Annotated in this window: 14 protein-coding genes; 6 read left to right on the top strand and 8 right to left on the bottom strand. The window is 36.0% G+C overall.

The annotated features are described in order from the left end of the window. Window positions 1-247: 247 nt before the first annotated feature. The 4 genes from HX124_RS16305 to ubiG form a co-directional block, all read right to left on the bottom strand. Entirely contained in the window at window positions 248-403 is a 156-nt protein-coding gene (locus tag HX124_RS16305; RefSeq protein ID WP_286384141.1) for a hypothetical protein, read from the bottom strand. A 173-nt stretch (window positions 404-576) separates the two neighbouring features. After that, on the bottom strand, window positions 577-1,323 hold the full coding sequence (locus HX124_RS16300; protein WP_107009168.1) for a YciK family oxidoreductase: 747 nt from the start codon (window positions 1,321-1,323) through the stop codon (window positions 577-579). Between the two features lie 36 nt (window positions 1,324-1,359). Beyond that, complete coding sequence (locus tag HX124_RS16295; protein ID WP_107009167.1) at window positions 1,360-2,049, bottom strand: HAD family hydrolase; 690 nt, start codon at window positions 2,047-2,049, stop codon at window positions 1,360-1,362. After that, on the bottom strand, window positions 2,049-2,762 hold the full coding sequence (ubiG, locus tag HX124_RS16290) for a bifunctional 2-polyprenyl-6-hydroxyphenol methylase/3-demethylubiquinol 3-O-methyltransferase UbiG (RefSeq protein WP_286384142.1): 714 nt from the start codon (window positions 2,760-2,762) through the stop codon (window positions 2,049-2,051). The genes HX124_RS16295 and ubiG overlap by 1 nt, the downstream gene beginning before the upstream one ends. Before the next feature lie 183 nt (window positions 2,763-2,945). Between ubiG and HX124_RS16285 the strand changes: the two genes are divergently transcribed. After that, complete coding sequence (locus HX124_RS16285; protein WP_107009165.1) at window positions 2,946-3,554, top strand: thiol:disulfide interchange protein DsbA/DsbL; 609 nt, start codon at window positions 2,946-2,948, stop codon at window positions 3,552-3,554. 80 nt (window positions 3,555-3,634) lie between these two features. On the opposite strand, the gene HX124_RS16280 is transcribed toward HX124_RS16285, so the two are convergent. Then, window positions 3,635-4,279: a TetR family transcriptional regulator gene (locus HX124_RS16280; protein WP_286384143.1), complete on the bottom strand. Its 645-nt coding sequence runs from the start codon at window positions 4,277-4,279 to the stop codon at window positions 3,635-3,637. Window positions 4,280-4,451: 172 nt separating this feature from the next. On the opposite strand from HX124_RS16280, the gene HX124_RS16275 reads away from it, so the two are divergent. Both HX124_RS16275 and HX124_RS16270 read left to right on the top strand, forming a co-directional pair. After that, window positions 4,452-5,489 carry a flavin reductase family protein gene (locus HX124_RS16275; protein WP_286384144.1) on the top strand — a complete coding sequence of 346 codons (1,038 nt, stop codon included), beginning with the start codon at window positions 4,452-4,454 and terminating at the stop codon, window positions 5,487-5,489. A gap of 147 nt (window positions 5,490-5,636) precedes the next feature. Then, window positions 5,637-6,776 (top strand): fatty acid desaturase family protein, encoded by a 1,140-nt coding sequence (locus HX124_RS16270; RefSeq protein ID WP_502872840.1) that lies wholly within the window; start codon window positions 5,637-5,639, stop codon window positions 6,774-6,776. A 58-nt stretch (window positions 6,777-6,834) separates the two neighbouring features. On the opposite strand, the gene HX124_RS16265 is transcribed toward HX124_RS16270, so the two are convergent. Continuing rightward, on the bottom strand, window positions 6,835-7,122 hold the full coding sequence (locus tag HX124_RS16265) for a hypothetical protein (RefSeq protein WP_116746701.1): 288 nt from the start codon (window positions 7,120-7,122) through the stop codon (window positions 6,835-6,837). Window positions 7,123-7,591: 469 nt separating this feature from the next. On the opposite strand from HX124_RS16265, the gene rph reads away from it, so the two are divergent. From rph to HX124_RS16250, 3 genes are all read left to right on the top strand, one after another. After that, on the top strand, window positions 7,592-8,308 hold the full coding sequence (rph, locus tag HX124_RS16260) for a ribonuclease PH (RefSeq protein ID WP_107009160.1): 717 nt from the start codon (window positions 7,592-7,594) through the stop codon (window positions 8,306-8,308). A 303-nt stretch (window positions 8,309-8,611) separates the two neighbouring features. Further along, window positions 8,612-10,777: a phosphocholine-specific phospholipase C gene (locus tag HX124_RS16255; protein WP_286384145.1), complete on the top strand. Its 2,166-nt coding sequence runs from the start codon at window positions 8,612-8,614 to the stop codon at window positions 10,775-10,777. Window positions 10,778-10,963: 186 nt separating this feature from the next. Beyond that, complete coding sequence (locus HX124_RS16250) at window positions 10,964-11,113, top strand: ABZJ_00068 family colistin stress protein (RefSeq protein WP_286384146.1); 150 nt, start codon at window positions 10,964-10,966, stop codon at window positions 11,111-11,113. A 30-nt stretch (window positions 11,114-11,143) separates the two neighbouring features. On the opposite strand, the gene HX124_RS16245 is transcribed toward HX124_RS16250, so the two are convergent. Beyond that, window positions 11,144-13,009 carry an LTA synthase family protein gene (locus HX124_RS16245; RefSeq protein WP_286384147.1) on the bottom strand — a complete coding sequence of 622 codons (1,866 nt, stop codon included), beginning with the start codon at window positions 13,007-13,009 and terminating at the stop codon, window positions 11,144-11,146. A gap of 158 nt (window positions 13,010-13,167) precedes the next feature. Then, a complete protein-coding gene (gene nadC / locus HX124_RS16240; RefSeq protein ID WP_286384149.1) occupies window positions 13,168-14,013 on the bottom strand; it encodes a carboxylating nicotinate-nucleotide diphosphorylase in 846 nt (281 codons plus the stop codon). Between the last annotated feature and the right edge of the window lie 182 nt (window positions 14,014-14,195).

The raw sequence follows: 14,195 nt of genomic DNA, 5'->3' as shown, positions 1-14,195 counted from the left end.
ATCACTAATGTACTGTCAAATTGCAGAGAAACTGTGAAGAAAGTTCAGTTTTTCATTTAAAAATGCAGACATAATAAGAACATATTTCTGTTAATGATAAAAGCTCAAATTGGAAAGACTTGTTAAATAAGGGTTAAAAGCAAATTTAAAATTTGTGACGGAGTTCAATAAAGATGTAAGAAATTATGAAAATAAGTGAATTGATCACACTAAATTATCATTGCTTATCTTTTAAATGACAGAAAAATTAATGCCACTGTTGCGTTATATTTTTTAAATAAGTTAAGGCAGTGCTGACATTTTCAGCCAGTTTTACATCATCTAAAGCATCAATGAGTTCATTTGGAAGTTGCAATTCTTCAATAGAACGAATCATTTCAACTTTAAGTTTTTGATCTGTCATGTGTAGTTCCTTGCCATAAAATTGAGCTTGGAAAAAGGATAAATCAGATCTTTTGATTTGGAAAACTGAATATTATTGTAATATTGATTGGGTAAAGCGATTTTAAATAATGTGCTGTAGAAAGACGTATTTGAATGAGTTTTAGCAACTCATTCAAAACTTAATACTAAATTTTAGTCTTGTGCATCAATACTTTGACCATTCATATCAAGACTGTCATCTCCCATTAAATAAAGATATGCAGGAAGAATCGCTTCTGGTGTAGGTAAAGTTTTTGGATCTTCAGCAGGGTAGGCTTTGGCACGCATTGCTGTACGTGTTCCACCTGGATTAATGCAGTTAAAACGAATATTTGGATAAGTACGTTCTTTAGCAAAAATTTGGCTGACAGCTTCTATGGCAATTTTAGAAACAGAATAAGCGCCCCATTCTGCACGTGCTTCACGACCAACACCTGAGCTTGCAAATACCACAGAAGCATGTTCAGATTTTTGTAATAGAGGTAATAACTCTTGAGTTAATATAAATGGCGCACGTAAATTAACAGCCATGACATCATCCCAAACTTCTTCAGGATAATGTGCCAATTCAACACGCTCCCCTAAGATACCTGCATTATGCAAAATCCCATCCAAACGACCAAATTGCTGTTCCAGTGTATCTACTAAAAGCTCATAGTCACGTGCTGAAGCTGAAGAAAGTTGTAAGGGTAAAATTGCAGGTTGTGGTGCTCCTAAAGCTTCAATTTCATCATAGATGACCTCAAGCTTATTCAGCGTACGACCATGTAAAACCACTGTAGCACCATGCAGTGCATAACTGATTGCAGCAGCACGCCCAATTCCGTCCCCTGCACCTGTGATCAAAATGATTTTGTCTTTGAGTAAGTCTGAACGAGGTTGATATTCTGAATATTTCATGGGAGACCTCCTAATCTTTGTTATTTATGATGATTTTTAAGTTACGCTGTGTTGTTTAATACCCACCAGTTTATTGAGCACTTGATGTAATTCAGAAACATTGCTGACAATATGGTCTGCTTGCCATGCTGCTAAATTATCTTTGTGTTGCAAGGGTAGATAACCATACGCTGCTAAAATGGTATACATTTTTGCATTGCGACCTGCGTCAATATCTCTTGGATGATCACCTACATAAATAATCTGTTTTTCATCAATCTTCAAGTGTTTTGCAGCAAGATACATCGGTTCAGGATCAGGTTTTGTTTGTTTGACATCTTCAGGACAAACGAGAACTGCACAGCGCTCAGTTAAATCAAGTGCTTTGAGTAAAGCTTCGCTTAATCCACGTGGTTTATTGGTGACAATACCCCATGGAATATGGTGACTTTCTAAATCTGCCAAAAGTGGATACATGCCTGTAAATAAATCTGTATCTACTGCAATATCAGCGCCATATAAATCTAAAAATCGTTGGCGATGCGCTAAAAAAATGGGATCATCCACTTCAAGTTCAGGATAAACCAATTTCACCATGGCACGAGCGCCTTCAGATACTTGAGTACGAATCAGATCTGCATCAACAACGGCACGTCCTTCTGCACGGCACATCTCTTGAATGATGCGAATAAAGTCTGCTGCTGTATCAATCAATGTACCATCTAAATCAAATAGAACTGCTTGCATTAGACACCTTCATTGACTGTATAAACCATATAATTCACATCGACATTTGGTGCAAGCCAGTAGTGTTTAGTCAATGGATTATAATGTAAGCCTGTCATATCTTTGAGTTTTAAACCTGAGGTACGGATGTCATGTGCAAGTTCAGAAGGCTTAATAAATTTATGATAATCATGCGTGCCTTTTTTCAAAAGACGAAGTACATATTCCGCACCAATGATGGCAAATAAATAGGCTTTTGGATTGCGGTTAATGGTTGAGAAAAATACTTGCCCATTGGGTTTAACTAATTTTTGGCAGGCTTGAATAATAGATGCAGGGTTAGGTACATGTTCCAGCATTTCCATACAAGTCACAACGTCATATTGACCTGCTTGTTCTTCTGCGAGTTGTTCCACAGGGATTTGTTTATATTCAATATTTTGAACATTTTCTTGCTCAGCATGTAGACGTGCCACATTTAAAGGCGCAGCACCCATATCAATACCGAGTACATCTGCACCACGACGCGCCATGCTTTCAGCTAAAATTCCACCACCACAGCCAACATCAAGTACTTTTTTACCTGATAAACCGCCTACACGTTCATCGATCCAGTTTAAACGAAGTGGATTGATTTGATGTAAGGGTCTGAACTCAGAGTGCTGATCCCACCATAATGCAGCAAGCGCTTCAAATTTAGCAATTTCCTGTGGATCAACATTAAGTTGCGACATATTCGTCACCTCTGAATAAATTGTTTTAATCAAAAATTAAGTTCAATTATGCTAGTGTACCGTTAATTATGAAAAAAGCGATGAATCGTGTAAAAAACTTCACAGAAGGAAAACGATTTTCCCATAATTGTTTTATAGTGAGTGCATAAGCTATACAAAACGAGTTCGAGGACAATAAAGTCAATGAAAAAATTTATTTTAGGTGGCATGACTGCAATGGTTATGGCATTTTCTGCAAATGCAATGGCGGCTGATTTTGTTGCAGGTAAAGATTACACCGTAGTACAAAACCCTGGTAAACCTGAAGTTGCAGGTAAAATTGAAGTACGTGAATTTTTTTGGTATGGGTGTCCACACTGCTTTAAGTTAGAACCTCATATGCAAGCATGGCTAAGAAAAATTCCAAGTGATGTGAATTTTATTCGTACACCAGCAGCAATGAATAAACTTTGGGAACAAGGTGCACGTGCATATTATGTATCTGAAGCATTAGGCGTACGTAAACGTACACATTTACCGTTATTCCATGCGAATGGTACTGGTCAGCAAATTTTACAAAAAGATGAATTTGCTAAGTTCTTTACTAAATATGGTGTACCTGAAGCAAAATTTAATAGCATGTATAATTCATTTGCAATTACTGCCAAAGTTTCACAAGCCAATAAACTTGCTCAACAATATCAATTAAGTGGTGTTCCAGCAGTTGTGGTAAATGGCAAATATGTTGTACAAGGTGAAGATCAAAAAGTAGTTCAAGTTGTTGAATACTTAATTAATAAAGAACGTAAATAATTTAACATGACAAAAAAAGACCTACATTATGTAGGTTTTTTTTGTCAGAATTTTTCAGAAAACAATGCAAATTTAAGTTTTTAAATACGGCTACTTTCCCAGTTTAAAATGCCTCTAAAAATTAAACGAATTTGTGTCACGGATTGTTTTTTAAACATCATTTTTTGTGACTCTAATTCAAGATCTGAGTATTGGCGGCTCAGGCTAAGCCATGACATTGCCCAAGTAAATGATGAGTTAATCAATAAACTTGTTAAAACATGTAAGTCCTGACTATTTTGAAAATGTTCAAAAAATTCTAATTTTTTTAATTCGCTGGTTAAATCTTCAGTTAAATAATTAATTTCGCGATTAATGGCAAGGCGTACAGCTTTTGATCCTCCCCATCGTTCAGCGATCATGAAAATCCATTGTTGTGGATTTTGCTCTACAGCTTCGAAAAAAGAGTCCATTGTTGTTTGAGTTTTCGCTTCAGGCAAAGCCAGACCTTGTCCGAGTTGATGGAGAACATTTTTAAGGTAAAGAGCAACTTGATCAACTAACTCTTTGCCTAACTCTTCCATATCTTGGAAATGTCGATAAAAAGCGGTTGGAACTAAACCTACTTCTCGTGCAACTTCACGCAAACTAATACTCGAAAATGAACGACCTGATGTGCTGAGTGTCAAGGCAGCATCAAGTAAAGCCTGACGACTTTGTTGTTTGCGCTCATCCCGTATCGACATGCTGTTATCCGAAGAAATTGATTGTGATGAGTTTATCAAAAATAAAGGGAAATTAAACGACGAATGTCAGTAAACACTTGTTGACTGAAATTAAAAATAAGTATAGCTTACAAACGTTCACTAAAAGAACACTTGTTCACTCAATAAATAGCAAGCACAAAGAGGAACGTTTATGAGTTATATCGCAACAGTGCAAGACGAGCAGTATCATCCTGAATGGATCCGTGAGGATTTTGTCGATTTTATCGCCGAAAAAATTAATCCTGTTTGGGCATGGAAAAAGATCAAAGCGACGATCATTAAAATTCGTGTCTTAAGTATTGGTTTTTATCAAATCCAATTACGCCCAAATCGTAATTTTAAGCATCGACAATTTAAGGCAGGACAAAGCATATTGGTGACTGTGGAAATTGCAGGAGTACGAGAACAGCGTAGCTATTCTATAGTGAAGTTACTTGAAAATGGTGACATTATCATTGCAGTGAAACAACAAGGCAAAGTGTCAAATGTCCTGACACAGTTAGCGTTTGGTAGCATTGTAGAATTATCACAAACCCAAGGTGATTTTGTTTTAGAAAATCATACTTCGCCATTGTTATTGATCGCATCAGGCAGTGGCATCACGGCAATTTACTCACTTTTATTGGCGGCTTTAAAAGACGAAAATCGTGCTGTAGATGTGATTTATTTTAGTCGTGATGAAGCATTTCATGCAGATTTAGAACAGCTTTATCAACAAAATTCACAGTTTAATTATCACTATATCAATACTCTACAGCAGAAAAAGCATTTAACCGTAGAGCTATTGGATAGTTTAGTACCTGACTTTCAACAACGTCAAAGCTATGTCTGTGGTTCTACAACCATGATGCAAAGTGCCAATGATATTTTTCAAGATTTGAATATCAGTGAGCGTTTAAAGCAAGAGTATTTTCAGATTGCTGTAGATGAAAGTTTGGAAGCGCAACCTGTGACTTTTATACGTTCTCAGCAAGAGTTTGAAGCGAAATCAAATTTGCTTGAAAGTGCCGAAAAAGCAGGTTTAAGACCGACACATGGCTGTCGTATGGGCATGTGCAATACCTGTACCTGTACGAAAGTCAGTGGTTCAACCCAAAATATGCTGACAGGTGAGATCAATCATGATGCCAATACACAAATTAAGTTATGTATCAGCCAAGCAGTGAGTCCTGTGGTGATCAATCTCTAAGTTGCAGATATTTCTAAATCATCAATATCTTTAAACCCATTTAAAAGATGTAAACAATTTTTCGGCAGACCCAATCTTGCTAAAGGGAAATTGTTGCCAAAATTTAGTAACAGTCCTTAAAAATTGGACTGTTCAGGAGTAAAAATAATGAATATGTCAGTGAATTTTTCAAACAGTAAATCAAAACATTTAAACCCTGAACAAACAGCAGAATTTGGTCGCCGTGTGGATGAAATCCGTCGTGAAGTGATGGAAAATTTGGGCGAGCAAGATGCTAAATATATTTATAAAATCCGTAACTTTGTGCGTTATAGCGAGATCGCTTCTCGTGCTATGTTGATGTTTGGCGGTTGGATTCCACCTGTTTGGGTGATGGGTACAGGTTTATTGGGTATTTCCAAAATTGTGGAAAATATGGAACTCGGTCATAACGTGATGCACGGTCAGTTTGACTGGTTAAATGATCCAAGTTTGAATGGTGCAAATTATGACTGGGACACCATGGCGACAGGCGATGATTGGAAATATACCCATAATTATGTGCATCACACCTATACCAATATTGTCGGTAAAGACCATGATGTCGGTTATGGTTTGCTTCGTGTGAGTGAGTCGCAAAAGTGGGAACCTCGTTTCTTGTTCAATATTCCGTTGGCAATTCAGTTGATGGTGTTTTTTGAATGGTATGTCGGTGTGCAAAATCTGCATTTGGAAGATGCTTTGATTTATAAAACCAAGACTTGGCAGCAAGTTTGGGTAGATGCAAGCAAATTTCGTAAGAAAGCGCGTCGTCAGATTTTAAAAGATTATGTATTTTTTCCTGTGATTGCAGGTCCAAATGCTTTGCCTGTTTTTGCGGGCAATGCGATTGCTAATGTGATCCGTAGTTTGTGGTCTTCAGCGGTGATTTTTAATGGTCACTTTACTGAAGATGCAGAAACGTTTGAAGTAGACAATACTGAAAATGAAACGCGTGCTGAATGGTATTTACGTCAGATTCGTGGCTCAAGTAACTTTACTGGAGCAGAATGGCTACATATTTTAAGTGGTAATTTGAGCCATCAAATTGAGCATCATTTATTCCCAGATATGCCTGCCAATCGTTATGCAGAAGTGGCACCGAAAATTCAGGCTTTATGTACTGAGTATGGCATTAACTACAATGAAGCGAATTTTTTTCAGCAGTTTGGTAGTGTGTGGGTACGTTTAACCAAATGTTCTCTACCGAATAATATGACCACTAAAATCACACAATCTTTGGCAAAGGTGAAAGGAATTTTTGCTTAAACATTTGCATGTTGGCGCTACTTTTATGGAATAGTGTAAAAAACTATTCCATCGTTATTTAAACTGTTTCGATATATCTTTCTTCAACATGTAAATAGTTTAATTCATATTCGGCAGTACCAGAAGAAATAAAACTATTTTGCATTTTTAATAATAAATTATAGCTTTCGCAATAAATATCATTATAGAAATTAATTAAATCTTGGTTTTTAAGATTTTTCAAACTTGACTTGAGTTCTTCAAAAATCATGATTTCGATTTTTTCAATAAAACTCTTTCGTGTATGTTCATTATTCTGAAAATAGAGATGTTTAATAGGCTCATCTATTCCTTGAATTAAGCTCATTTCAAAAATAATCATTTCAACTATTGGTTATATTTAATTGTTTGAAAATTTAATGTATTTAAACTTAAAATAAAAGATTGATTTTTTTAAAACAACGACTTCTATATCAAAAATATATAAATATTTGTAAAAAATAATATTCAATTTAAAATGTCTTAAACCTGAATTTTGTTAAATTTAAATATAATTTTTTGTATAAATATATTTGAGTTTTCTGAATTTTTTTAATATTTTTTATTTTAAATTAAAATGTGATGTATTTAACATTTTATTATTTTAAAAATAATGATTATTCATGAAAAATAATAAAAAAGGTAAAATAAAAACAGCAAATTTGGTTGATTTACATCACAACAAACTGGCACTATAACATCTTGTTTCGTTGAAAAACACTTACTTGTAACAAAACCATCTTGATTGCATCTGCTATACTTATGCACAATTATTTTAGTCAACATTAGGACGAATTATGCGTATCGACCAACGTACATTAGATCAATTACGTGATGTGAAAATTACCCGTAATTATACGCGTTATGCAGAAGGTTCTGTATTGGTTGAATTTGGTCATACAAAAGTGTTGTGTACTGCAAGTATTGATAACTCAGTACCACGTTTCTTAAAAGGAAAAGGGCAAGGCTGGGTGACTGCTGAGTATGGTATGTTGCCGCGCTCTACACATACACGTAGTGATCGTGAAGCAGCACGTGGTAAACAAAGTGGTCGTACTCAAGAAATTCAACGTTTAATTGGTCGTAGCCTACGTGCGATGGTGGATTTGAAAAAACTGGGTGAAAATACCATTACGATTGACTGTGATGTGATCCAAGCGGATGGCGGCACACGTACAGCATCGATTACTGGCGCAGCAGTTGCACTTATTGATGCGATGAATATTCTACTTGAACAGAAAAAAATTAAACAAGATCCATTAAAAGGGCTTGTTGCTGCAATTTCTGTTGGTATTTATAAAGATGAAGTTTTACTCGATCTTTGCTATGAAGAAGATTCAAACTGTCAAACCGACTTAAATGTTGTGATGACCCAAGCTGGTGAATTTATTGAAATTCAAGGTACAGCCGAAGACAAACCATTTACACGTGTACAGTGTAATGCAATGCTAGAAATGGCTGAAAAAGGTATCCAAGAGTTAGTGAAAAAACAACAAGAAGCTTTGGGTTGGTAAGCACTTTTTAGCCTGAATATATAACGCATCTTCGGATGCGTTTTTTATTGTCCATTCAAAAGCTTAATGGAATTGAAACCAAAGCATCACCAAACTGTCATGGGCTTTGTATTGACTAACAGCTTCTTTGAAATACGGAAATGGTCAATGAAAAGTTTATTTTTAATTTTAGCCACAAGCTGCTGTTTAATGCTCAGTGGATGTAACGACGATAATGACAGTGATTCAAGCCAAACGCCAAATCCACCTGTGTCAAATTGTAAAATGCACTGTGCACCATAATAAAAATTAAGGATATTGAAGATGAATCGTCGTGATTTTTTAATAAATACAAGTAAAACAATGTTTGGTGCGGCAGCTTTAGCAAGTTTCCCAATGAGTATTCAAAAGGCGCTCGCAATTGATGCCAAGGTAGAAACAGGTACAATTCAAGATGTCAAACATGTCGTTATTTTAACGCAAGAAAATCGTTCATTTGATAACTATTTTGGTACCTTAAAAGGTGTACGTGGCTTTGGTGATCGCTTTACTATTCCACTGTCAAATGAGCGTAAAGTTTGGCAGCAATATGATAAAGATCAGAATAAAGTATTGCCTTATCATTTAGATAGTCGTTTAGGCAATGCTCAACGTGTCAGTGGCACACCACATTCATGGAAAGATGGACAAGATGCGTGGGACGCTGGACGTATGGGCGATTGGGTGAAGCATAAACAACCTCAATCGATGGGATATTTTAAAAAAGCTGAAGTCGAGTTTCAGTTTGCTTTAGCAAATGCTTTTACTTTGTGTGATGCGTATCATTGTGCGATGCATGCAGGAACAAACCCAAATCGAAAATTTATTTGGACAGGAACCAATGGACCTACAGGTGCAAATGTTGCGAGTGTGGTCAATGAATTTGATGGTCTTGGTCCTTCAAGTGCAGGTTATGATTGGGTAACTTATCCTGAACGTTTGCAACAGGCAGGTGTGTCATGGAAAGTTTATCAAGGCATGCCAGATAATTTTACCGATAATCCACTGGCGGGTTTTAAACAATATCGTCGTGCGAATGAATTGTCAGGGCAACCTGTCAGTAATAGTGATGTCATTAGCCCAGCTTATGATGAAAAAATTGATGCAACACAGCCTTTATATAAAGGCATTGCCAATACAATGCCAGATGGTGGTTTTTTTGCGGCATTAAAAGACGATATTGCACAAAAGAAATTACCACAAGTCAGTTGGGTTGTTGCACCAGCGACATATAGTGAACACCCTGGACCTTCAAGCCCTGTACAAGGTGCATGGTATATTCAAGAGCTATTAAATGCATTAACTGAGAATCCAGACGTCTGGAGCCAAACTGTACTCTTGGTGAATTTTGATGAAAATGATGGTTACTTCGATCATATGCCATCACCAAGTGCGCCTTCTCGTAATGAAACAGGACAATTACAGGGTAAAACGACTCTGACCAATGCTCAGCTTTCGTATGAGTATTTTGACCATAAAGCAATTGCGGATTCAAAATCACAACCTCAACCTGATGGTCGTGTTTATGGACCAGGTGTTCGCGTCCCTATGTATGTCATTTCTCCATGGAGTCGTGGTGGATGGGTGAATTCTCAAGTCTTTGACCATACTTCTGTGATTCGTTTCTTAGAGGAACGTTTTGCCGTCAAAGAACCAAATATCAGCCCATATCGTCGCGCAGTCTGTGGCGATTTAACTAGTGCATTTAATTTTAAAACACCAAATATCTCTGCTCTACCTGAGTTAGCAGGCAAAAAGAGTAAAGAGCAAGCTGATGCGATTCGTCAGACACAAGCTGCATTGCCTCAAGTGGTACGCCCAATTGATGCATTATTTCCTGTGCAAGAACAAGGCATTCGTCCTTCTAAAGCTTTACCTTATATTTTACATACCAGTGCAAAAGTAGATGTGTTAGGACAAACTGTAAAATTAATGTTCTCTAACACAGGTACGCAAGCAGCAGTATTCCATGTTTATGACAAATTAAATTTAACTGCAATTCCAAAGCGTTATATGGTAGAAGCAGGCAAACAGTTAGAAGATGTTTGGCATACTCTAAATGGACAATATGATTTGTGGGTGTTGGGAGCAAATGGTTTTCATCGTGCTTTTATTGGCGATTTAACTGAAAATGCTCAAACAGAAAGTTTGCCTGAAATACGTGTATGCGTAGAAGAATGTAGCTATAAGCTCTATTTAAAAGTCAGAAATGACGCTGCTAAAGCAACAAAATTGCGCGTCACAGCCAATGCCTATTTGCCCAATAAAACATGGGAAATTGAAACAAATGCGACAGAGCAAGAGTTAATTTTGGATATGACAGAATTTGGCGGATGGTATGATTTTACGGTAAGTATGCCAACAGATTCTCGTTATAGTCGTCGTTTTGCGGGACGTATTGAAAATAACAAAGATTCTATCTCTGATCCTTATATGGGGTTTAATGGGTAGTTTTATATTTAAAAATAAGGCATTACATGGTTGAAAAATGCCTTATTTTTAACTTCACTATAAAATAAAAACTTAAATTTACATTTTTCCTTATAGACCACCTTGAAGATACAACCAAATCTTTAAAAAAATGTCATGTTTATCTTTTAGTGTTGTAGATCATAAAAGATAAAGTTTTGAGGTTTTATGAGTTTATTAATTATTGCTTTGATGGTCGTTACTTTTGTGTTGATGACAATTGCACCACAGGCAGAAAACTCAGATGAGACATTACAAACCCAAAAAACCCAATCGACTCAACCCAACAAAAGCAAGCAGACTGATTTAGAGGGCTGAGTAGAAAAGTGCACTTTGCATAAATTCATTTTAATCTTGCTGTTGTAGGCTTGATTTTAAACTTTCATAACTAAAGTTTTTACCATCTAAAATATCTAGGTTTAAATCTTTATAATCTTGCAATTGCTGTACAGCATTATCACAATGTTGAGTGGTGTAATTGCCTGTTTTATGGATAGCACTATAGCAAGTATTCACTTTTTGGATAAATTTATAATAGGGTGACAGCGGAATATTCGCTGCTGCTAAAACACGTGGTGCAAGAAAATGTGCAGGAATAAACGGTTCTGCCCATTGTTTTTTGTTGATTGGAAAACTGCTCCAAATGGCTAAAGGTGTTTCATAAAAACGCACATCATTTTTCTCGGTTTTGGCTTGTTCTGAACCCCAAAAGCTATATTCATCATAAACATTTTGTAAGTTAGGCAAGTGATCACCAAAGAAAATTACAATACTTGGGCGTTCTAATTGTTTGGTATATTCAAGCAAAGTTTTTAAATGTTGATCGGCACGTTGCATACCAGACAAATAGGTATTTAAAGCACGTTTGGAAGCATCTGAAATACCAGATTTGCTAATATTAAAATTATTGGCTCCAAAACGATCATCATTATACATCGGATGATTTTCAACACTAATTGCATAAATAAATTGTGGTCGATCTTGTTGTTTGAGTTGTTGTTGAATACTGTTGTAAATTAAATCGTCATTTGCCCAACCTGCTTGATTAATATATTTACCACGATCAGCAGCACTCACCATATTTTCAATTGAAGTAAATTGGTTAAAACCTAAATTTTGATAAACACTGCTACGGTTATAAAAATATTTACCATTATTATGCATGGCTGTCGTGTTATAACCCAAGCTATTTAAATACATCGGTAATGAATACATTGGACGTTTTAGTTTTGCAACATAAGCCAACTGATTCTGATTTAAATAAGTATTTAAACTGGTTAAGACTTCAAATTCGACATTGGCTGTACCACCACCAAAACTAGGGGAGAGTAGTTTGCTGACCTGATTTTTTTGAATGGTGGGGGTAATATTTTTAGGAATACTCTTGTCGAGCTGAGTTGCATCCCAGTGAGATTCACTCATGACAAAAATAATATTCGGTAATAATTTTTCTGGGTCTGCTTGGTGTTGAGGTTTATTTTCAGCTAAAGCTTCTGATGTTGCTAAGATATTTTGAATTCTAGCTTCAGGAATTGTCGCAGTATTTGAAACTTTGGCTTTAATATCATCAACTGTTTTTGAAAAGAAAAAAGCACTAAAACCTAATTGTTTAATATTCATATGATCGCCTACCCAATCTCCACGTGTATTGGGTAAGTACATACGATATTTACATAAACTTGGTTTTTGCTCGCCTGAGCATACCTGACTAAAATTATTACTAAAATTTGCCGTAATAAAAAAGCTCAGAATTGAAATAGATAAAACTGCATTTGCCCAAAGTAGGGTATTTTTTTCAGTTTGCTCTTTACGATATAGCCAAAACATTAAGGCAATAAAAAGCAGTAAACCTGTAAAAAAAGTAATTTTTAATAAAAAAGGCGAAGCAATTAATGTTTCTTTTGCTAATAAAAAATCGCTAGGAATAAGACTTGCTGACAAGTACTGTTCTTTTTTCACATTGATAAAGGTCAGCATAAAAATTAAAAACTGACTGACTAAAATTGTGGCAAAAGTTCGTCTAAAAACCAGATAAATCAGGCTAATCAGTGCGTAATTTAAAAAAACAGAAAAACCATATTTATAAAGGCGTAATTCTCGATAAGCTTCGGGTAAAGCCCAAAACCTTTGAATATTTTCTTGATAGAGAAAAAAAGCCAATACAGATACAAAAGCCACAATTAAAAAAAGGACTTGTTGTCTTAAAGTCTTCATTTGCAGAGATTAAGCTTGATAAGAGAAGGCTTGCAATTATAGGCTTGAGGGATAGGTTTTGAAAGTTTTAAGGCGCTTAAATTGTAATCAAAATACTATTTTATTCCCTCTTTTACTTTAAATAACTAAAAGAGGGAATATGTTCGAATTATTGTCTGTTAATCATTAAAACGCATAGATAAATCAACGGCTTTAACATCTTTGGTGAGTACGCCCATTGAAATATAATCTACACCTGAAGTTGCAACTTCACGTAAATTTTCAATGGTAATATTACCCGATGCTTCTAATTTACAGCGTCCTGCAACATGTTTAACGGCATCAATCATTTGCTGTTGGCTAAAATTATCTAACATGACAATATCGGCTTTGGCTTCAAGTGCTTGATTGAGTTCTTCCCATGTTTCAACTTCGACTTCGACTGGTTTATTCGGTGCAATTTGATGTGCTTTAGCAATCGCTTGTGCAATGCCACCTGCTGCCATGATGTGATTTTCTTTAATTAAAAAGGCATCAAATAAACCCAAACGATGATTTTTCCCACCACCCACTGCAACGGCATATTTTTGTGCAATACGAAGACCCGGTAAGGTTTTACGTGTATCGAGTAATTGAGTGTTTAAGCCTTCAAGTTGTTTGACATACTCGGCAGTTTTGGTGGCTACCGCCGATAATGTTTGTACAAAGTTGAGCGCTGGACGTTCTACAGTAAGTAGGCTACGTGCTGAACCTGCCAGTTTAAATAATATTTCATTGGCTTGGACGAGATCACCATCATTTTTAAGCCATGTAATTTGTACATTTGGATCATAAGCTTGAATCAGAGCATTTACCCAAGGTTGACCCGCTAAAACCATCGTTTCACGTGTGATGATCGTTGCAGTCGCTTGCTCATCTTCAGGTGTGAGTAGGGCAGTGATGTCTGCATCGCCCACATCTTCTTGTAATGCTTGTTGTATATTGATGTGGATCGATTGATCAAGCAAAGACTGAGGTATACTCATAAATTCCCTATATTCGCTCTTAAAAATTGTGCAATATATTAGCATCGTCCTTTAACAATAGGATAAGTTTTTATCTATTGGAGCGTAAAACCTCGCCGTTCAGGACGAGGATATAAGCGACTGGCGTAAGTCATACGACATGAAGTGTCGTATAGAATATCTTTGGGTTCTCTATTTAAAAT

Origin of the sequence: Acinetobacter sp. 226-1 (assembly GCF_030329325.1) — a bacterium.
Classification (GTDB): Bacteria; Pseudomonadota; Gammaproteobacteria; order Pseudomonadales; family Moraxellaceae; genus Acinetobacter; species Acinetobacter sichuanensis.
Note: the sequence above shows the minus strand (reverse complement) of the source record. Positions and strands in the feature narration are given on the sequence as shown.

Excerpts from the sequence above, each read along its gene's own strand:
- HX124_RS16305 (WP_286384141.1), bottom strand. The coding sequence starts at position 403 with ATGACAGATCAAAAACTTAAAGTTGAAATGATTCGTTCTATTGAAGAA.
- HX124_RS16300 (WP_107009168.1), bottom strand. The coding sequence starts at position 1,323 with ATGAAATATTCAGAATATCAACCTCGTTCAGACTTACTCAAAGACAAA.
- HX124_RS16295 (WP_107009167.1), bottom strand. The coding sequence starts at position 2,049 with ATGCAAGCAGTTCTATTTGATTTAGATGGTACATTGATTGATACAGCA.
- ubiG (WP_286384142.1), bottom strand. The coding sequence starts at position 2,762 with ATGTCGCAACTTAATGTTGATCCACAGGAAATTGCTAAATTTGAAGCG.
- HX124_RS16285 (WP_107009165.1), top strand. The coding sequence starts at position 2,946 with ATGAAAAAATTTATTTTAGGTGGCATGACTGCAATGGTTATGGCATTT.
- HX124_RS16280 (WP_286384143.1), bottom strand. The coding sequence starts at position 4,279 with ATGTCGATACGGGATGAGCGCAAACAACAAAGTCGTCAGGCTTTACTT.
- HX124_RS16275 (WP_286384144.1), top strand. The coding sequence starts at position 4,452 with ATGAGTTATATCGCAACAGTGCAAGACGAGCAGTATCATCCTGAATGG.
- HX124_RS16270 (WP_502872840.1), top strand. The coding sequence starts at position 5,637 with ATGAATATGTCAGTGAATTTTTCAAACAGTAAATCAAAACATTTAAAC.
- HX124_RS16265 (WP_116746701.1), bottom strand. The coding sequence starts at position 7,122 with ATGAGCTTAATTCAAGGAATAGATGAGCCTATTAAACATCTCTATTTT.
- rph (WP_107009160.1), top strand. The coding sequence starts at position 7,592 with ATGCGTATCGACCAACGTACATTAGATCAATTACGTGATGTGAAAATT.
- HX124_RS16255 (WP_286384145.1), top strand. The coding sequence starts at position 8,612 with ATGAATCGTCGTGATTTTTTAATAAATACAAGTAAAACAATGTTTGGT.
- HX124_RS16250 (WP_286384146.1), top strand. The coding sequence starts at position 10,964 with ATGAGTTTATTAATTATTGCTTTGATGGTCGTTACTTTTGTGTTGATG.
- HX124_RS16245 (WP_286384147.1), bottom strand. The coding sequence starts at position 13,009 with ATGAAGACTTTAAGACAACAAGTCCTTTTTTTAATTGTGGCTTTTGTA.
- nadC (WP_286384149.1), bottom strand. The coding sequence starts at position 14,013 with ATGAGTATACCTCAGTCTTTGCTTGATCAATCGATCCACATCAATATA.